Source organism: Mycolicibacterium lacusdiani (genome assembly GCF_021916785.1).
Lineage (GTDB): Bacteria > Actinomycetota > Actinomycetes > Mycobacteriales > Mycobacteriaceae > Mycobacterium > Mycobacterium lacusdiani.
On the sequence record NZ_JAKCFC010000002.1, the window covers coordinates 293,019 to 311,730 of the forward strand.

General features: G+C 67.1%; 19 protein-coding genes and 1 pseudogene. 12 read left to right on the forward strand and 8 right to left on the reverse strand.

Annotation, left to right across the window (positions count from 1 at the left end; genetic code table 11):
* The first annotated feature begins 38 nt into the window (after positions 1-38).
* The 3 genes and pseudogenes from kstR2 (at position 39) to LOK44_RS06375 (ending at position 2,756) form a co-directional block, all read left to right on the forward strand.
* Positions 39-656, forward strand: coding sequence for a TetR family transcriptional regulator KstR2 (kstR2, locus tag LOK44_RS06365; RefSeq protein ID WP_308192718.1), 618 nt, complete (start codon positions 39-41; stop codon positions 654-656).
* Entirely contained in the window at positions 656-1,804 is a 1,149-nt protein-coding gene (gene fadA6, locus LOK44_RS06370) for a steroid 3-ketoacyl-CoA thiolase FadA6 (RefSeq protein WP_237569179.1), read from the forward strand. Before kstR2 ends, fadA6 begins: the two co-directional genes overlap by 1 nt.
* 84 nt (positions 1,805-1,888) lie before the next feature.
* Positions 1,889-2,756 (forward strand): annotated as a pseudogene (locus LOK44_RS06375) (endonuclease domain-containing protein).
* A 68-nt stretch (positions 2,757-2,824) separates the two neighbouring features.
* On the opposite strand, the gene ipdC reads toward LOK44_RS06375, so the two are convergent.
* Genes ipdC through echA20 form a run of 4 tightly spaced genes read right to left on the reverse strand, consistent with a single transcriptional unit; the run spans position 2,825 to position 6,372 of the window.
* The gene (gene ipdC, locus LOK44_RS06380) at positions 2,825-3,898 is read right to left on the reverse strand and encodes a (3aS,4S,5R,7aS)-5-hydroxy-7a-methyl-1-oxo-octahydro-1H-indene-4-carboxyl-CoA dehydrogenase (RefSeq protein WP_237569180.1); all 1,074 of its coding nucleotides are present in this window, start codon (positions 3,896-3,898) and stop codon (positions 2,825-2,827) included.
* A complete protein-coding gene (gene ipdB, locus LOK44_RS06385; RefSeq protein ID WP_163921701.1) occupies positions 3,895-4,644 on the reverse strand; it encodes a cholesterol ring-cleaving hydrolase subunit IpdB in 750 nt (249 codons plus the stop codon). Before ipdB ends, ipdC begins: the two co-directional genes overlap by 4 nt.
* Positions 4,641-5,576, reverse strand: a complete 936-nt coding sequence (gene ipdA, locus LOK44_RS06390; protein ID WP_237569181.1) for a cholesterol ring-cleaving hydrolase subunit IpdA — start codon at positions 5,574-5,576, stop codon at positions 4,641-4,643. The genes ipdB and ipdA overlap by 4 nt, the downstream gene beginning before the upstream one ends.
* A 37-nt stretch (positions 5,577-5,613) precedes the next feature.
* Positions 5,614-6,372 (reverse strand): (7aS)-7a-methyl-1,5-dioxo-2,3,5,6,7,7a-hexahydro-1H-indene-carboxyl-CoA hydrolase, encoded by a 759-nt coding sequence (gene echA20 / locus LOK44_RS06395; protein WP_237569182.1) that lies wholly within the window; start codon positions 6,370-6,372, stop codon positions 5,614-5,616.
* A 53-nt stretch (positions 6,373-6,425) separates the two neighbouring features.
* Here echA20 and LOK44_RS06400 point away from each other — a divergent pair, with 53 nt between their 5' ends.
* Positions 6,426-7,199, forward strand: coding sequence for an SDR family oxidoreductase (locus LOK44_RS06400; RefSeq protein ID WP_237569183.1), 774 nt, complete (start codon positions 6,426-6,428; stop codon positions 7,197-7,199).
* 13 nt (positions 7,200-7,212) lie between these two features.
* Positions 7,213-8,118, forward strand: a complete 906-nt coding sequence (locus LOK44_RS06405; protein WP_237569184.1) for an SDR family oxidoreductase — start codon at positions 7,213-7,215, stop codon at positions 8,116-8,118.
* Positions 8,119-8,178: 60 nt separating this feature from the next.
* On the opposite strand, the gene LOK44_RS06410 is transcribed toward LOK44_RS06405, so the two are convergent.
* Complete coding sequence (locus LOK44_RS06410; protein ID WP_237569185.1) at positions 8,179-8,919, reverse strand: mycothiol-dependent nitroreductase Rv2466c family protein; 741 nt, start codon at positions 8,917-8,919, stop codon at positions 8,179-8,181.
* Positions 8,920-8,989: 70 nt separating this feature from the next.
* Here LOK44_RS06410 and LOK44_RS06415 point away from each other — a divergent pair, with 70 nt between their 5' ends.
* On the forward strand, positions 8,990-10,222 hold the full coding sequence (locus LOK44_RS06415; RefSeq protein ID WP_237569186.1) for a metallophosphoesterase: 1,233 nt from the start codon (positions 8,990-8,992) through the stop codon (positions 10,220-10,222).
* On the opposite strand, the gene LOK44_RS06420 is transcribed toward LOK44_RS06415, so the two are convergent.
* From LOK44_RS06420 to LOK44_RS06430, 3 genes are read right to left on the reverse strand one after another with little or no spacing between them, the layout of a single operon-like run.
* The gene (locus tag LOK44_RS06420) at positions 10,219-10,698 is read right to left on the reverse strand and encodes a nitroreductase family deazaflavin-dependent oxidoreductase (RefSeq protein WP_283817751.1); all 480 of its coding nucleotides are present in this window, start codon (positions 10,696-10,698) and stop codon (positions 10,219-10,221) included. The genes LOK44_RS06415 and LOK44_RS06420 overlap by 4 nt on opposite strands.
* A 21-nt stretch (positions 10,699-10,719) precedes the next feature.
* Positions 10,720-11,109 (reverse strand): DUF8021 domain-containing protein, encoded by a 390-nt coding sequence (locus LOK44_RS06425; protein ID WP_237569766.1) that lies wholly within the window; start codon positions 11,107-11,109, stop codon positions 10,720-10,722.
* Positions 11,110-12,273 (reverse strand): steroid 3-ketoacyl-CoA thiolase, encoded by a 1,164-nt coding sequence (locus tag LOK44_RS06430; RefSeq protein ID WP_237569187.1) that lies wholly within the window; start codon positions 12,271-12,273, stop codon positions 11,110-11,112.
* Between the two features lie 142 nt (positions 12,274-12,415).
* Between LOK44_RS06430 and LOK44_RS06435 the strand changes: the two genes are divergently transcribed.
* The 6 genes from LOK44_RS06435 to ltp2 are packed head-to-tail and all read left to right on the forward strand — an operon-like array spanning position 12,416 to position 18,458.
* Positions 12,416-13,657, forward strand: a complete 1,242-nt coding sequence (locus LOK44_RS06435; protein ID WP_237569188.1) for a cytochrome P450 — start codon at positions 12,416-12,418, stop codon at positions 13,655-13,657.
* Between the two features lie 48 nt (positions 13,658-13,705).
* The gene (locus tag LOK44_RS06440; protein WP_237569189.1) at positions 13,706-14,713 is read left to right on the forward strand and encodes an acyl-CoA dehydrogenase family protein; all 1,008 of its coding nucleotides are present in this window, start codon (positions 13,706-13,708) and stop codon (positions 14,711-14,713) included.
* Positions 14,713-15,876: an acyl-CoA dehydrogenase FadE29 gene (fadE29, locus tag LOK44_RS06445; protein ID WP_163921736.1), complete on the forward strand. Its 1,164-nt coding sequence runs from the start codon at positions 14,713-14,715 to the stop codon at positions 15,874-15,876. Before LOK44_RS06440 ends, fadE29 begins: the two co-directional genes overlap by 1 nt.
* Positions 15,877-15,907: 31 nt before the next feature.
* A complete protein-coding gene (locus LOK44_RS06450; protein ID WP_237569190.1) occupies positions 15,908-16,885 on the forward strand; it encodes a bifunctional MaoC family dehydratase N-terminal/OB-fold nucleic acid binding domain-containing protein in 978 nt (325 codons plus the stop codon).
* A complete protein-coding gene (locus LOK44_RS06455) occupies positions 16,867-17,289 on the forward strand; it encodes a MaoC family dehydratase (RefSeq protein ID WP_237569191.1) in 423 nt (140 codons plus the stop codon). The genes LOK44_RS06450 and LOK44_RS06455 overlap by 19 nt, the downstream gene beginning before the upstream one ends.
* Positions 17,289-18,458, forward strand: coding sequence for a 17-hydroxy-3-oxo-4-pregnene-20-carboxyl-CoA lyase (gene ltp2, locus LOK44_RS06460; protein WP_237569192.1), 1,170 nt, complete (start codon positions 17,289-17,291; stop codon positions 18,456-18,458). The genes LOK44_RS06455 and ltp2 overlap by 1 nt, the downstream gene beginning before the upstream one ends.
* Positions 18,459-18,712: the final 254 nt, after the last annotated feature.

The following is an 18,712-nucleotide window of genomic DNA, read 5'->3' on the forward strand; positions in this document are numbered from 1 at the left end:
GCCTTACCTAGCAAGCGCTTGGTTGCTATCCTGGGCGGGTGGACAAGGCGCCGCTCAGCCGCCGTGACGAGTTGCTCGACCTCGCCGCGACGATGTTCGCCGACCGCGGACTGCGTGCCACCACGGTGCGCGACATCGCCGACTCCGCCGGAATCCTCTCGGGCAGCCTGTACCACCACTTCAAGTCCAAGGAGCAGATGGTCGAAGAGGTCCTGCGAGACTTCCTCGATTGGCTGTTCGGCCGCTACCAGGAGATCGTCGAAGCCGAGACCGATCCGCTGGAGCGGGTCAAGGGGCTGTTCATGGCGTCGTTCGAGGCCATCGAGCACCGGCACGCGCAGGTCGTCATCTACCAGGACGAGGCCAAGCGACTGTCCCCGCTGCCGCAGTTCTCATTCGTCGACGAACGCAACCGCGAACAGCGCAGGATGTGGGTGGACATCCTCAAGCAAGGCGTCGCGGAGGGCAGCTTCCGGCCGGATCTCGACGTCGACCTGGTCTACCGGTTCATCCGCGACACCACCTGGGTCTCGGTCCGCTGGTATCAACCCGGCGGACCCCTCACGGCCGAACAGGTCGGCAGGCAGTATCTGGCCATCGTGCTGGGTGGGATTACGACAGCACGTGGCATCACAACAGCAGAAGGAGAAACCTAATGGCTGAGGCGTACGTCATCGATGCCGTCCGGACCGCCGTCGGCAAGCGCAACGGGTCACTGGCGGGGACCCACCCCGTCGACCTCGGCGCAGCCGCCTGGCGCGGTCTGCTCGGCCGCACCGACCTCGACCCGGGCGCCGTTACGGACGTCATCGCCGGCTGCGTGGACGCCGTCGGAGCCCAGGCAGGCAACATCGCGCGCCTGTCCTGGCTGGCTGCCGGCTTCCCCGAGGAAGTGCCCGGTGTGACCGTAGACCGGCAGTGCGGGTCGAGCCAGCAGGCGATCTCCTTTGGCGCACAGGCGATCATGTCCGGCACCGCGGACGTCATCGTCGCGGGTGGTATGCAGAACATGAGCCAGATCCCGATCAGCTCGGCCATGATCGTCGGCGAGCAGTTCGGCTACACCTCGCCGACCAACGAGTCCAAGAGTTGGCTGCACCGCTACGGCGACCAGGAGATCTCGCAGTTCCGCGGGTCGGAGATGATCGCCGAGAAGTGGGGGCTCTCGCGCGAGGAGATGGAGCAGTTCTCGCTGACCAGCCATCAGCGGGCGCAGGAGGCGATCCGGGCCGGGCACTTCGAGAACGAGATCATCGAGGTCGACGGGTTCGCGATCGACGAGGGCCCGCGCGACACGTCGCTGGAGAAGATGGCCGGGCTCAAGACTCTCGTCGACGGCGGCCGTTTGACCGCGGCGATGGCCAGCCAGATCTCCGACGGTGCCAGCGCGGTGCTGCTCGCATCGGAGCAGGCCGTCGCCGATCATGGGCTCAAGCCGCGTGCCCGCATCCATCACATCAGCGCGCGCGGAGCCGATCCGGTCTACATGCTGACCGGCCCGATCCCCGCAACCGAGTACGCGCTGGCCAAGACCGGCCTGACGATGGACGACATCGACACCGTCGAGATCAACGAGGCCTTCGCGCCCGTCGTCATGGCGTGGCTGAAGGAGACCGGCGCCGACCCCGCCAAGGTGAACCCCAACGGCGGGGCGATCGCACTGGGCCACCCGCTCGGCGCGACCGGAGCCAAGCTGTTCGCGACGATGCTGAACACCTTGGAGCGCACCGGCGGTCGCTACGGCCTGCAGACGATGTGCGAGGGCGGCGGCACCGCGAACGTGACGATCATCGAGCGCCTCTAGTCGTTGGTCGCGCCGAGCGCAGCCTGTGGATGAATGCCCCTGCGGGTCGCGAATCTGTCGGAGTCCGCTCCCACGCTGCGAGGCATGGAAGACATGCCGTGGCCGTTCATCGGCACCGAGGCGCTGGCAGCGCGTGCAATCCGAGAGCGTGCCCTGCAGCGGCACTATGTGCAGATGTACCCAGGGGTGTACGCGCCGTGCGACATCGAGCCATCGGCATGCCAACGCGCGCAGGCGGCCTGGCTGTGGTCGAAGCGGCGTGGCGTGGTCGCAGGGCAGTCCGCGGCCGCAATGCTGGGTACCAAGTGGGTCGACAAACGTCAGCCGGCCGAGCTGATACACGACAACCGGAAACCTCCGGCCCGACTGATCGTCCGTTCTGAGACGTTGCATGTTGGCGAGGTCCTCGCGATCGGCGGCATCGCCGTCACCACCCCCGCCCGCACCGCATTCGACTTGGGGCGGCACGGTCTCCCGGGTCTCGGCTGTTCAGCGTCTCGACGCTCTGTTCGCTGCGACGGGAATCACGGCCGGCCAGGTCGAGGACGTCGCGGCCGCGCACCCCGGCGTGCGGGGTCTCGTCAGGTGCCGCGCCGTCCTTCCGCTGGTCGATCGTGGCGCTGAGTCGCCGCAGGAGACAGTCGCTCGGCTGGCACTCGTGGATGCGGGGCTGCCTGCACCCCATACCCAAGTGGACGTGTGCGACCAGTACGGCTCCTTCGTCGCCCGCCTCGACATGGCCTATGAGGGCGTGAAAGTGGGCATCGAGTACGACGGGTCTCAGCACTGGACCGACCCGGCCGTCCGGCAGCGGGACATCGACCGGCTCTTCGAACTGACGGAGCTGGACTGGCTCATCATTCGCGTCAGCCGCGACCTCCTGCGCTACCGACGGGCTACCTACGTGGGGCGAGTCGAGGCCGCGCTGCGCGAGCGGGGCTTCACCTGGTGATCGAATGTGAACGTCACGACGAAATCCGGCCGAAAACGTCGTGAGGTTCACACTCGGCGGCGAACGCCTCAGTCGGTGATGAAGCTCGTCGCAGAGCGCAGGTGCTCGATGGCCTCGGCCACGATGGCGGGGACCAGCTCGGCGCACGACGGCAGATCCTCGAGGATGCCCGCGACCTGACCCGACGCCAGCACACCGGCGTCGGTGTTGCCCTCGACCAGCCCGGCCTTGAGCAGCATCGGCGTGTTCGCGGCCATCACGACCTGCGACCAGCTGAGTTCCTTGCCCCGCCGCATGGCCAGGCCGTCGGTGACCAGCGACTTCCACGACATGCCGGTCATCTTCTTGAACTTCTGCGCGTTGCCCACCGCGGCGGTCAAACCCCGTACCGGCGAGCCACTTTCGAGCTTCTCGACCAGACCGGTCCGCAGCACGCGGTGCGGCATGCCGTCGACGCGCGTCGAGACGACCGTGCCGTCGAGACCCGCGCCGAGGTAGCGCTGCTTGACCGCGTCGGGCACCGTGGAGTCCGACGTCAGCAGGAACCGCGTGCCCATCGCCACGCCCGCGGCGCCGTAGGACAGCGCAGCGGCCAGGCCGCGGCCGTCGAAGAACCCGCCCGCCGCGATCACGGGCATGCCTGTGTCGGCGACGGCGTCGAGCACCGACGGCAGCAGCAGCGTCGTGGCGATCGGGCCGGTGTGGCCGCCGCCCTCGCCGCCCTGCACGATCACTGCGTCGGCGCCCCAGCCGGCCACCTTCTTGGCGTGCTTGGCCAGGCCGACCGACGGGATGACCACTACGCCCGCGTCTTTCAGCTTGGCGATCAGGTCGGGCTTTGGAGCCAAGGCGAAGGAGGCGACTCTGACTCCTTCGCGGATCAGGAGGTCGACGCGCTCGTTGGCGTCGCCGGCGTCGGCGCGGATGTTGATGCCGAACGGCTTGTCGGTGGTGGCCTTGACCTTCGACACCGCGGTGCGCAACTCGTCGAGCGTCATCGTCGCCGATGCCAGGATGCCGAGCCCGCCGGCATTCGACGTCGCCGCGACCAAACGGGCTCCGGCCACCCAGCCCATGCCGGTCTGGACGACCGGATGCTCGATGCCGACCAGCTCGGTCAGCGGGGTCTTGAGATGAGTCATGCTCGGATCTCACGGTCGCGCAGCGACTTCGGATCGATGACCTCGCGAATCAGGCGCTGCTCGTCCTCGGACGGCAGTCGCGTGACCTCGGCGTCGTTCAGTCCGTGCACCTCGAAGGAGGTGTTCTCCGCGACCTGGTCGGCCTCGACGCCCGGATGCAGCGACAGGGCGCGCATCTGATGGTCCGGGCCGTTGAAGTCGAAGACCCCCAGGTTGCTCACCACGCGGTACACGTTGGCGAAGCGAAACGCCGGGTTCTCGGGATCGACCTTGTCCCAGCCGATTCCCGACACGATGTCGACGGACTCGCCGAAGACGCGCGTCGAGTGGGCGCCCACCCAGTAGCTGGTGGCGTGGTTGATCGAGTTGCCCGGTGCGCCGCGCACGCCGAACATCTGGCGCTTGGGATGCTGGATCGGGCCGAACGCCGAGAGGTTCTGATTGCCGTAGCGGTCGATCTGGTTAGCGCCCATCACCACGTGGCGACGGCCCCAGGTCAGGGTCTCGAACACGCGGCCGAACGGCATCCAGCCCTCGATGGCGCCGGTCGCGCCGAGTGCAGGGGTGTCGGCGAGGATGCGGGCCTCGCCGTCGGTCAGCACGATGTCGGGGGAGAACGTCAACCGCGCCAGGCGGGCACCGATCGAGACCATGTTCGCCATCGGGCTGACCATGATCTCGCCTGCGTCGCGGAACAATTCGGCGCACGCGACCGCGCACACCTCGGCTCGGGTCACGGAGATCACTTGGATGCCTCCTTCGCTGCGGCCTGCTCTTCGGCGAACTTTCGGACGGCGGCCTGGTAGTCGGCCTCGCTACCCGACAGGTAGGTGCTGACGAACTCCGCCCAGGTCTCTTCGGTTCCGGCGGCCTCGGCGTAGTGCCGCTGAAACTTCTCGTCGCGACGGTAGTCCGGCTCGGCGGTGGTGAAGTGCGCGCCGCCCGGTGCCTCGACGACGGTGTCGACCATCATCCTGTTGATCAGAAGTGCCTGCGGTGGAACGGACTTCACCAGTTCCTCGGTGGACACGACCCGGTCGACGCTCATCAGGCGCTGCTGCGCCGACATGAGGAACAGGTCGTCGAAGTATGGGTCGATGCCGGTGTAAGCCGCGTTGCCCTTCTCGTCACCGATGTTCAGGTGCACGAACGCCGCGTCGAGATTCAGCGCGGGCATGGCGATGAGTTCCTCGTAGGCGTCTGCCGGCGGGCCGGAGCGAAGCGACCCGGGGTTCAATGGAGTCGGGTACGGCGAGCGCACCGTCTTGAGTTCGTCACCCCAGAACCTGCGGACGTCGCTGCCGAGCCCGGCGCGGATCGGGAGGAACGGAAGTCGTTGTGCGGCAGCCTGCAATCCGCAGCGGAGCATGCCCTCGTCCATCTCGCGAGCCTCGATGGCGCCGGTGGTGCGCGCCTTGGCGAACCACGGGTCGTAGAACGGGGGCGAGTCCAGCGAGACGAACCCGTAGTAGACGCGCTTGACCTTGCCCGCCGAGCACAGCAGGCCGAGATCGGGTCCGCCGTAGGTGACGACGGTCAGGTCGGTGACGTCGGTGCGCAGCAGTGCCCGGATGAACGCCATCGGCTTGCGGCGCGATCCCCATCCGCCGATGCCGATGGTCATGCCGCTCTCGATCGACGAGACGGCCTCGTCGAGTGTCGTCCTCTTGTCTGTCATTACTTCCCCGCTCGCTTCGCTCGTGCCCGCCGTACCACTACTTCCCTGCCTTCTTGTCGGTCCCCGCGAAGGCATCGCGATGCTCGTCCGCGACGCCCGCCAGGTTCAGTTCGAAGGTGAAGCCCTGTTCCATGCGGTAACTGGCGTTGACCCGCTGTACGTCGATGAGGTTCAGCGCCTCCTTGGCCGCGCGGATCACCCTGGTGTCCTTGACGGCGATGTCGCGGGCCACGCGCAGCGCGGACTCGTCCAACTCTGCGCGGGGAACGACCTCGTGCACCGAGCCGAAGTGGTGCAGCGTGGCGGCGTCGACGGTCGCGGCCGTGAAGAACAGTCGGCGCATCATGTGCTGCGGCACCAGTCGCGAGAGGTGTGTGGCAGCACCGAGTGCGCCCCGTTCGACTTCGGGCAGACCGAACTTGGCATCGTCGGACGCAACGATGACGTCGGCGTTCCCGACCAGTCCGATGCCACCGCCGACGCAGAAGCCGTTGACCGCGGCGACGACGGGCACCTCGCACTCGTACACCGCGCGGAAGGCGTGGAAGCAGCCGCGATTGGCGTCGATGAGCGCAGTGAACCCGTCGGTCTTCTGCATCTCCTTGATGTCGACACCGGCGTTGAAACCGCGACCCTCGGCGCGCAGGATCACCACGTGCGTGCTGGTGTCGCGGCCTGCTGCGGTGATGGCGTCGCCGAGTTCGAACCAGCCACGCGACGGGATCGCGTTGACGGGTGGGTAGTCGACGGTGACCGAGACGATGCCCGGTTCCACGGTTTTCGAGGTGATGGTCATGCGGACTCCTGAGCTGACTACCTAAGCAAGCACTTGCTTGGTACGCTAGCACAGTGAGTGACGCCACTGGAATCAATCTGCGACTCGATGGCCGGGTGGTCCTCGTGACCGGTGGCGTGCGTGGCGTCGGGGCCGGAATCAGCGCGGTCTTCGCCGACCAGGGCGCGACGGTCGTCACCTGCGCGCGTAGGCCGGTCGAGGGCAGCCCCCACGAGTTCCACGCCTGCGACATCCGCGACGACGAGGCCGTGAAGGCGCTCGTCGATGAGATCGTCGAGAAGCACGGACGTCTCGACGTCGTCGTCAACAACGCAGGCGGATCGCCCTACGTGCCTGCATCGGACGCGTCGGCGCGGTTCAGCACGAAGATCGTCGAACTCAACCTGCTGGCCGTGCTGTCGGTGTCGACGCACGCCAACGCCGCCATGCAGCAACAGGAATCGGGCGGGTCGATCGTCAACATCACCAGCGTCAGCGGGCGTCGGCCGACCCCGGGAACGGTGGCCTACGGTGCGGCGAAAGCGGGCGTGGAGAACATGACCACCACTCTGGCCGTCGAGTGGGCGCCGAAGGTGCGGGTCAACTCGGTGGTCGTCGGCATGGTCGAGACCGAACAGTCGGAACTGTTCTACGGTGACGCCGACTCGATCGCCGCCATCTCGCGTAACGTGCCACTCGGCAGGCTCGCCAAGCCATCCGACATAGGCTGGGCCACTGCATTTCTTGCGTCCGAGGCGGCGTCGTACGTCAGCGGTGCGTCACTCGAGGTGCACGGTGGCGGCGAACCGCCGCACTATCTGTCCACCACCACCGCCGACATCAAGTAGAGGGAGACACGACATGGGACTGCTCGACGGCCGCGTGGTCATCGTCACGGGCGCAGGCGGCGGCATCGGCCGCGCGCACGCGCTGGCATTCGCCGCGGAGGGCGCGCGGGTGGTGGTCAACGACATCGGCGTTGGTCTCGACGGTTCCCCCGCCGGTGGCGGCAGCGCAGCGCAGGGCGTCGTCGACGAGATCGTCGCTGCCGGAGGCGAAGCCGTCACCAGCGGTGCCAACGTCGCCGATTGGGCGCAAGCCGAGGGCCTCATCCAAACTGCGGTCGACTCGTTCGGTGGTCTCGACGTACTGGTCAACAATGCCGGCATCGTCCGCGACCGCATGTTCGCCAACACCAGCGAAGAAGAGTTCGACGCCGTCACCGCGGTCCACCTCAAGGGACACTTCGCCACCATGAAGCACGCAGCGGCGTACTGGCGTTCGGAGTCGAAGGCAGGCAACCCGCGCGACGCCCGCATCATCAACACCAGCTCCGGCGCGGGACTGCAAGGCAGTGTGGGACAGGCGAATTACAGCGCCGCCAAGGCGGGCATCGCCGCGCTGACGCTGGTGGCCTCGGCCGAGATGGGCCGCTACGGCGTCACCGTCAACGCCATTGCCCCGTCTGCCCGCACCCGCATGACCGAGACGGTGTTCGCCGACATGATGTCGACGCAGGACGCGTCCTTCGACGCGATGGCACCCGAGAACGTCTCACCCCTGGTGGTGTGGCTGGGCAGCGTCGAGTCACGTGACGTCACCGGCCGCATGTTCGAGGTCGAGGGCGGCATCGTCCGCGTCGCAGAGGGATGGGCGCACGGACCGCAGATCGACAAGGGCGCTCGCTGGGATCCGGCTGAACTGGGTCCCGTCGTCCGCGACCTGCTCGAGAAGTCCCGTCCGCCGGTGCCCGTCTACGGCGCCTAGGCCGGTTCGCAGATCGCCAGCGGGATGACGCCATTCCTGCCAGCGGCACCGGGCAAACGCTCACCTCTTGGTTCGTCGGCTGCCGCCGTGCCAATCCTCTCGTGCGCCGACCGCTCCCGGATCGACACCGAAGCTGGCCAGTTGCGGGCGCTCCCGCAGCGACCGCTTCAGCTCGGCGAAGCCAGGGAAGGACGCCAGGCCGACGACGTGATCCCATAGCGCCACCGCTTGCTCGGGATCGGGCAGCCTGCTGATCACCGGCCCGAAGAACGCCGTTCCCGTCGGTGGCTGGAAGTGCAGGATTGGCGTCCCGACGTCGCGGCCGGTGAGCGCGAGCGCCTCCTCCGTCTCCGCCCGGATCTCGTCGTCCCACGCGGGGTCGTCGAGGGCGTCGGCGACGTCGCCCGGCAGGCCGATGGCCTCGAGCAGCGGCCGCACGACGTGGCTCGCGCCCTGGTCGGCTGCCGACAACGGGTCGACGGCGCGCGAGGTGTCGAAGATCCGCGTCCCGATCGCGTCGTAGAACGGGCCGACGGCCTCCCGGCCGTGTTCGGCGCGCACCCGCGCGGCCACCCGCAGCAGGTGCAGGCCTGCCGTGTGCCCCGCCTCGTACTCCGGCGGGAAGTGACTCGCGTAGTCGACGTTGGCGTTCAGCAACCGCAGCGAGATGAAGCGCCAGTCCACCTCGAAGTCGCGCTGGGCAGCGACCATGCGCACCCACTTGCTGGTCAGCCAGGCGAACGGACACACGGGATCGAAGTAGAAGTGCAGGTGCGCAGTGGGTTCGTCGTCGGCAGCCACGTCCTCAGGCTAGCTTCGCGGCCAGCTTGCCTAGGCTGAACGGGAGCCCCGACCATCCGAAGGACCATCAATGTTCATCGTCGTCCTCGGGGTGGTCCTCGGGCTGATGCACCTGTACGTGTGGAAACGCCTGATCAAGGACACGACTGCGCCCGGCGTCAGGCGGCGGGTGGCGACGCTCGTGCTCGTCGCGCTCGCCGTGCTCCTGGTTGCGACGCTGATCCTGCCGCGCGTCACTGGTGTCCCCGAGTCGCCATGGCTCGCATGGGCGGGATACCTCTGGTTCGGTCTGATCGCGTACCTGTTCCTCACCTCGCTCGTCACCGAACCGGTCCGGCTGGCGCTGTGGCGCTGGGCGAGGCGAGCCCCCGAGCCCGAGCCGGCCCGGCCGGCGACACCATGCCCAACGACACCGGCCCCCACCACACCGGACCCGGCCGCACCGGACCCGGCCGCACCGAAGCCTGCAGTGAACCGTCGGGTGTTCATCGCGCGTACGGCCGCGCTGGCCGCGGGCGCGGCGTCGGTGGGGCTGGCCGGCTACGGCGCTGCGACGGCGCTGGGTCCGCCCAACGTGCTTACGGTGCCTGTTCGGCTGCGCCGCCTCGATCCCGCGTTCGACGGCTTCCGGATGGCCGTGGTGTCCGACGTCCACCTGGGCCCGCTCTCGGGTCGGGGGCACACCGAGCGGATCGTGCGGATGATCAACGCCCACGAGCCCGACCTCGTCGCGATCGTGGGCGATCTGGTGGATGGCACGGTGGAGGAATTGGGCCATGCGGCAGAACCGTTGCGCGACCTGCAGTCCCGTGAGGGCACCTTCTTCGTCACCGGAAACCACGAGTACTTCGTCGACGACACCGGCTCGTGGCTGCGGGAACTCGATCGCCTAGGCGTGCAGACGCTGCGCAACGAAAACACTAGGATCCGGCGGGGCGCCGCGGCCTTCGACCTGGCCGGTGTCAACGACGTCGTCGGCGCCGAACGCGGGGATGGGCCCGACTTCGACCGCGCGCTCGGCGGCCTGGACGATTCTTGGCCGACCATTCTGCTTGCCCACCAACCCATTCTGGTCACCGAGGCATCGTCGCGCGGGGTGGACCTGCAATTGTCGGGCCACACGCACGGTGGTCAGATGTGGCCGTTCCACTACGTCGTCGACATGGTGCAACCTGCGTTGGCAGGGCTGTCCGCGGTGGGCGACACGCAGCTGTACGTCACTCGGGGTGCGGGATTCTGGGGTCCGCCGGTCCGGGTGGGAGCCCCGCCCGACATCACCGTGGTGACGCTCGGCGGGGCCTAGTTCGGATCGCAGATGACGATGGGAATCTTGCGGTCGGTGTAGGACCGGTAGTTCGCGAAGTCGGGATACATGGCGTCGAGCTTGGGCCAGTACTCCTCGCGCTCGGCGTCGGTCGCGTCGCGCGCAGTCAGCGCGTGCACGCCCGTCTTGGTCTGGAAGGTGACCTTCGGGTTGGCCTTGAGGTTCAAGTACCACATGGGATTGGTGGCCCGGCCGCCCTGCGATGCGACCAGCACGATGCGCCGGCCCTCCTGCAGGAACAACAGCGGACTGTCCCGCGGCTCACCGGTCTTGCGACCGATCGTCGTCAGGATCCCGACCTCGGTCCCCTTGAGGAACTTGTTGCCGAACTTGCCGCCGGTCTTCTTGAAGATCAGCGTCTGCGCCTTGGACATCCACTTGATGGCGGTGCCGACCTTCGGCGAGTTCAGGCTCTCGATCTGCTTCGGCTTGAGCGGGCGGGACGGGTTGGCCATGTCGTAGAACCTATCTCGCCATCACTTGATGAACGGGCGGAGGTCGGCGCGGATGTGCTGGATGAGCCCGTCGGCCGAGAACGTGAATGTCTCGTCGACGTGCGCGCACACTCGCCTGCCCGCCAGCGAGGGCTTGGTGATGACGTCGAATCTCGCGCGCACCGCGCTGCCGTCGACGGTGACGTCGGGTGTCGTGGTCCGCTCGATGACCTTGTACTGCAAGCCCTTGTTCAGGCTGCGCCGCAGGTGATCTCCCGAGAACCCGGTCTTGAGTCCCAGTTCGACGCGGGTGCAGTCCGGAGCGAACGGGACGTCGTCGGCCCGGTGGTCGGCCAGCGCCCGGATGTAGGCCTTCGCGGCCTCGATCCGTTGAGTCTCCGTGGTCGCTTCGCTCCTGCCCTCCGTCACAATTCAGATCCGCTCGATGATCGTGCCCGTCGACAGTGCGCCGCCCGCGCACATGGTGATGAGCGCGGTGGTCTTGTCGGTGCGCTCGAGTTCGTGCAGTGCCGAGGTGATCAGCCGGCTGCCGGTGCTGCCGACGGGATGTCCGAGGGCGATGGCGCCACCGTTGACGTTCACGGTGTCCATGTCCGGCTCGTGCACCCGTGCCCACGACAGCACGACCGACGCGAATGCCTCGTTGATCTCGGTGATGTCGATGTCGCCCATCTTCATGCCGGCCTTCTCGAGCACCTTCGCGGTCGACTGCACGGGCCCGTCGAGGTGGTAGTACGGCTCTGCGCCGACGAGTGCCTGGCTGACGATGCGGGCGCGCGGCTTGAGGCCGAGGGCCTTGGCCTTGTCCTCGTCCATCCACAGCACTGCGGCGGCGCCGTCGGAGATCTGCGACGACGTGCCCGCGGTATGGATGCCGCCCTCCATCACCGGCTTCAGCGACGCCAGGCCCTCCAGCGTGGTGTCGCGCAGACCCTGATCGCGCGTCACGGGCGCGCGGTCGGACGTCGGCTTCTTGTTTTCGTCGAGGACGGGCGCCTCGATGGGGCTGATCTCGCGGTCGAACCGGCCCTCGGCCCAGGCCTGCTTGGCCTTGCGCTGGGAGTCGAAACCGAACTGGTCGATGTCCTCGCGGCTGATGCCCCGCCGCTTGGCGATCCGCTCGGCCGCGGTGAACTGGTCGGGCATGTCGATGTCCCACGATGCGGGGCGCAGGATGCCGCGGTCGGGGCCGGCGTTGGCCCCGAGGCCAACCCGGCTCATTGCCTCGATGCCGCAGGCGATGCCGACGTCGATGGCACCGGATGCGATGAGACCGGCGATGAGGCCGTTGGCCTGCTGGCCGCTGCCGCACTGGCAGTCCACGGTCATCGCGCCGACGTGGTCGGGCAGTCCGGCGACCAACCAGGACACCCGGGTGATGTTGTTGGACTGTTCTCCGAACTGCGTGACACAGCCGCCGATGACCTGCTCGATCTCACCGGCATCGATGCCGGCCTTCTCGACGAGCGCTCTTTGCGTGGCGCCCAGCAGCTCGGTGGCGTGCAGCCCGGACAGCCAACCATTGCGCTTGCCGATGGGGCTGCGGGTGGCTTCGACGATGACAGGGTTACCCATTCCGTCAGGCTAGAACACGTTTCATATACCTGACAAGCGGCGATACGCCCGTGCCTTTGATCTGCGGTGAAGCCATGTTTTACTGGCACTAGAACACGTTGCAATTGCGCTCAGGCAGCGACACCTCTGAGGAGATTCCCGCATGGCACCCCCCACCATCCCCGCTGACTTCGACTTCCTCGACCCCGACGTCAACCAGGAGGGCCTGCCGGTCAAGGAATTGGCCGAGCTGCGCAAGACCGAGCCCATCCACTGGGTGGACGTGCCCGGCGGCACCGGTGGCTTCGGCGACAAGGGCTACTGGCTCGTCACCAAGCACGCCGACGTCAAGGAGGTGTCCCGCCGCAGCGACGTCTTCTCCAGCTGGCAGAACGGCGCCATCCCGGTATGGCCGAAGGAGATGCAGTTCGAGCAGATCGAACTGCAGCGCAGCGTCATGCTGAACATGGACGCGCCGCACCACACCCGGCTGCGCAAGATCATCTCCCGCGGCTTCACCCCGCGCGCCATCGGCCGCCTCGAGGAAGAACTGGCCCAGCGCGCGCAGAACATCGCCAAGACGGCAGCGGCGGAGGGCAGCGGCGACTTCGTCGAACAGGTGAGTTGCGAACTTCCCCTGCAGGCGATCGCCGGGCTGCTCGGAGTCCCGCAGGACGACCGCGACAAGCTGTTCCGCTGGTCGAACGAGATGACCGGCGGCGAGGATCCCGAGTTCGCCGACGTCGATCCTGCCCAGTCGTCGATGGAACTGATCATGTACGCGATGGCGATGGCCGACGAGCGGGGCAAGAACCCGACCGACGACATCGTCACGACGCTCATCCAGGCCGACATCGACGGCGAGAAGCTGTCCGACGACGAGTTCGGCTTCTTCGTCATCATGCTCGCGGTGGCAGGCAACGAGACCACCCGAAACTCGATCACCCACGGCATGATCGCGCTCGCGGACAACCCCGATCAGTGGGAACTGTTCAAGAGGGAACGCCCGAGCACGACGGCAGACGAGATCATCCGTTGGGCCACACCGGTGTCGGCCTTCCAGCGCACCGCCAACGAGGACACCGAGCTGGCCGGCGTGCAGATCAAGAAGGGCGACCGGCTGGTGATGTCCTACCGGTCGGCCAACTTCGACGAAGAGGTCTTCGACGACCCGCACAGCTTCAACATCATGCGCGACCCCAACCCGCACGTCGGGTTCGGTGGCACCGGGGCGCACTTCTGCATCGGCGCCAACCTCGCGCGCATGACGATCAATCTGATCTTCAACGCCGTGGCCGATCACATGCCCGATCTCAAGCCCATCGGCGAGCCCGAGCGGCTACGGTCGGGATGGCTCAACGGAATCAAGCACTGGCAGGTCGACTACACGGGCGCACGCGCCTAGTCCGACGGTCGGATTCCGTACCGCGCAATCGAATCAAGGAGGATTCGGGTGGACTTCAGTCCTGGTGAAGGACAGCAGGCCGTCGCCGATGTGGTGACGTCTGCACTCGGACGGGACAACACGTGGGAGGCGCTGGTCGACGGCGGCGTCATCGCGTTCGGCGTCCCGGAGCGCCTCGGCGGCGACGGATTGGGCCTCCCCGAGATCACGACCGCGCTCACCGAGATCGGCAGGCACGGGGCCGTGGGCCCGGCCCTGGCGACGTTAGGGCTGGGTCTGATCCCGCTGCTGGACCTCGCGTCCGAGGAGCAGCAGGACAGGTTCCTCGCCGGTGTGGCCAAGGGTTCCGTGTTGTCGGCGGCGCTCAACGAGCCGGGCGACTCGCTTCCCGAGCACCCCAGAACGACGTTGGCCGGCGGCAAGCTGTCCGGCATCAAGGTCGGCGTTCCCTACGCCGAGCAGGCGCAGTGGCTTGTCGTGAGCACCGACACTGCCGTGGTGGTGGTGTCGCCGAAGGCCGACGGGGTGACGCTGACCAAGACGCCGACTGCCAACGGGTCCGACGAGTACGCGGTCACGTTCGCCGACGTCACGGTGCAAGACGCCGACGTCCTCGGCGGGACCGAAGCAGTCCACCGGGTGAACCAGTTGATCCTCGCCGCCACCGGCGCGTTCGCCGCTGGTCTGGTCGCCGGGGCACTGCGGTTGACTGCCGACTACGTGGCCAACCGCGAACAGTTCGGCAGGCCGCTGTCCACGTTCCAGACCGTGGCGGCGCAGCTCGCCGAGGTCTACATCGCCTCCCGCACACTGTCGTTGGCGTCGACGTCGGTGATCTGGCGCTTGGCGGAGGGCCGTGACGCCGACGCCGACCTCGCGGTGCTCGGCTACTGGTTGGCCTCGCAGGCACCGCCGAACATGCAGACGTGCCATCACCTCCACGGCGGAATGGGCATGGACATCACCTACCCGATGAACCGCTTCTATTCATCCGTCAAGGATCTTGCCCGGCTCCTGGGCGGTCCCTCGCATCGTCTCGATCTGGTGGGAGCCTGATGTTCATCGAACTGACGCCCGAGCAGCGGCAGCTGCAAGCCGAGATGCGGGAGTACTTCTCGAATCTCATCTCGCCCGAAGAGGCCGCCGAGATGGAGGTCGACCGGCACGGCAAGGCCTACCGGGCGATCATCAAGCGAATGGGCTCGGACGGCAAGCTCGGCGTGGGCTGGCCCAAGGAGTTCGGCGGACTGGGCTTCGGCCCGATCGAACAGCAGATCTTCGTCAACGAGGCCGCCCGCGCCGACGTGCCGTTGCCCGCGGTGACGTTGCAGACGGTCGGCCCCACGCTGCAGGTGTACGGCACGGACCTGCAGAAGAAGAAGTTCCTGCCCGGCATCCTCGCCGGTGAGATCCACTTCGCCATCGGCTATTCGGAGCCCGAGGCGGGTACCGACCTCGCGTCGCTGCGCACCTCTGCGGTCCGCCAGGGCGACGAGTACATCGTCAACGGCCAGAAGATCTGGACCACCGGCGGCCACGATGCCGACTATCTGTGGCTGGCCGTCCGGACTGACCCGGAAGCCGTGAAGCACAAGGGCATCTCGATCCTGATCGTCGACACGTCCGACCCCGGCTACTCGTGGACCCCGATCATCCTGTCCGACGGCGCGCACCACACCAACGCCACGTACTTCAACGACGTCCGGGTGCCCGTGGACATGCTCGTCGGCGAGGAGAACGCGGGCTGGCGGTTGATCACCACGCAGCTCAACCACGAGCGCGTGATGCTCGGACCCGCGGGCAAGGTCGCCAGTGTCTACGACCGCGTGCACACCTGGGCATCCAAGCCCGGTGGTGACGGTGTCACGCCGATCGACCACGACGACGTGAAGCGGTTGCTCGGCGAGGTAAAGGCCATCTGGCGCATCAACGAACTGCTCAACTGGCAGGTCGCTGCCGGCGGCGAGGAGATCAACGTCGCCGATGCCGCGGCCACCAAGGTGTTCGGCACCGAGCGCATTCAGCGGGTGGGCCGGATCGCCGAGGAGATCGTCGGAAAGTACGGCAACCCCGCCGAACCCGAGACGGCCGAGCTGCTGGAGTGGCTCGACTCGCAGACCAAACGCAACCTCGTCATCACCTTCGGCGGTGGTGTCAACGAGGTCATGCGGGAGATGATCGCGGCGTCGGGGCTGAAGGTCCCAAGGGTTCCGCGGTGATGAGCGCTTCCGCGAAGAACAGAGGGCAAAGGTGAGCGCGGACATCTCCGCTGCGGTCGAGCAGATCAAGGCCGCGGGTCGCAGCGAACCCCGGGTCGGTCCGGATCCGGTGAACCAGCCGATGATTCGGCACTGGGTCGAAGCCATCGGCGACGACAACCCGATCTACGTCGACGACGAGGCAGCCCGCGCGGCTGGCCACCCGGGTGTAGTGGCGCCTCCCGCCATGATCCAGGTGTGGACCATGGGAGGCCTACGCGGCCGGCGCTCCGACGACGACCCACTGTCGAAGATGATGCAGTTGTTCGACGATGCCGGTTACGTGGGCGTCGTCGCGACCAACTGCGAGCAGACCTACCACCGCTACCTGCGGCCCGGCGAAGAGGTCAGCATCAGCGCAGAACTGACCGACGTGATCGGCCCCAAGAACACCGCTCTGGGTGAGGGTTACTTCATCAACCAGAAGATGACGTGGTCGACGGTCGTCGACGGGGACGAAGAAGTGGTCGCCGAGATGGACTGGCGCATCATGAAGTTCAAGCCCAAGGAGTCTGGCGGGTCATCGGCCGAGGCCTCTGCGGTGCCCGACGACCTCGATGCCGACAACATGATGCGGCCATCGTCGTCGAAGGACACCAAGTTCTTCTGGGACGGTGTCAACGCCCACGAGCTGCGCATCCAGAAACGCCCCGACGGCACCTTGGTGCATCCGCCGGTGCCCGCGCTGTGGCAGGACAAGGAACTGCCCACCGATTACGTGGTGGCCTCGGGCAAGGGCACGGTGTTCAGCTTCGTCGTGCACCACGCGCCGAAGGTCCCCGGCCGCAAGCCGCCGTTCGTCATCGCCCTCGTCGAACTCGACGAAGGCGTCCGGATGCTCGGAGAACTCCGCAACGTAGACCACGCCAGCGTCGAGATCGGAATGCCTGTGCGCGCAACGTTCGTCGACTTCCCCGACGGTGAGGTCGGCCCCGCCTGGACCCTGTACGCATGGGAGCCCGACGCGTGACCGCCGTCAGCGATGTCGAGGTCGGGACCAAGCTTCCCGAACTGAAGCTGTACGGGGACCCGACGTTCATCGTGTCGACCGCGATCGCGACACGGGACTACCAGGACGTGCACCACGACCGGGACCTGGCGCAATCGAAGGGGTCCAAGGACATCTTCGTCAACATCCTGACCGACACCGGTCTGGTGCAGCGCTTCATCACCGACTGGGCGGGACCCAACGCGATCGTGAAGTCGATCGGCCTGCGTCTGGGCGTGCCCTGGTACGCCTACGACACCGTCACGTTCACCGGTGAGGTGACCGCGATCGACGGCAATCTCGTCACTTTGAAGATCAAGGGCAGCAACAGCCTTGGCGACCACGTCATCGCCAACGCCACACTCGAACTGGGGGAGAGCGCCTGATGCCGGGGCCACTGTCGGGCAAGGCCGCGATCGCGGGCATCGGTGCCACGGACTTCTCGAAGGACTCCGGCCGGAGCGAGTTGCGTCTGGCCGCCGAGGCCGTGCTCGCCGCGCTGGACGACGCGGGGCTGACGCCCGCCGACGTCGACGGCATGACGACGTTCACGATGGACTCCAACACCGAGGTGGCCGTCGCGCGCGCGACGGGCATCGGCGACCTCAAGTTCTTCTCCAAGATCCACCACGGCGGCGGCGCGGCGTGCGCGACGGTCCAGCAGGCAGCGATCGCGGTCGCCACTGGCGTGGCCGACTGCGTCGTGGCCTACCGGGCCTTCAACGAGCGGTCGGGGATGCGCTTCGGTCAGGTGCAGATGCGCCTGGTCGAGAATGCCGACTCCACCGGAGTGGACAATTCGTTCTCCTACCCGCACGGCCTGTCGACGCCGGCTGCGCAGGTGGCGATGTTCGCCAAGCGATACATGCACCTGTCGGGCGCCACCAGCCGCGACTTCGGCGCCGTCTCGGTGGCCGATCGCAAGCACGCGGCGAACAACCCGAAGGCGTACTTCTACGAGAAGCCCATCACCATCGAGGACCATCAGAACTCGCGGTGGATCGCCGAACCCCTGCGGCTGCTGGACTGCTGCCAGGAGACCGACGGAGGCGTCGCGCTGGTGATCGTCTCGGCCGAGCGCGCCAAGGATCTCAAGCACCGGCCGGCCGTCATCGAAGCCGCCGCCCAGGGCGCCAGCCCAAATCAGTACTCGATGGTGAGCTACTACCGTCCCGAACTCGACGGCCTGCCCGAGATGGGCCTGGTCGGCAAGCAGTTGTGGTCGCAGTCCGGGCTGAAGCCGACCGACATCCAGACCGCCATCCTCTACGACCACTTCACCCCGTTCACCTTGATCCAGCTGGAGGAACTCGGGTTCTGCGGCTGGGGTGAGGCCAAGGACTTCATCGCCGACGGCGCCATCGAGATCGGTGGGCGGCTGCCCATCAACACCCATGGCGGCCAGCTCGGCGAGGCCTACATCCACGGCATGAACGGCATCGCCGAGGGAGTCCGCCAGCTGCGCGGTACTTCGGTCAACCCGGTACCCGACGTCGAGCACGTCCTCGTCACCGCGGGCACCGGTGTGCCCACCTCCGGCCTCATCCTCGGCTAACCCCGCACCGCATTCCCTCCGCGAGCAGACGCGGAATCGCACTGAATCGACCTCGGTCGTGCGATTCCGCGTCTGCTCGTCGTCGTTGACGGGCTAGCACGCGTGCCCTGATTTGCCTGACGCAGTCGTCAGCGCCCACTCGCGACGCGGCGACCTGCCCAAACCCCCTCATCGAGTGGCTCAGTGAGTCGTAGGTCACACATATCTAGATTCGCTACGTCAACAGTAGCAACGTTCTGGCAATCCCGTGTACG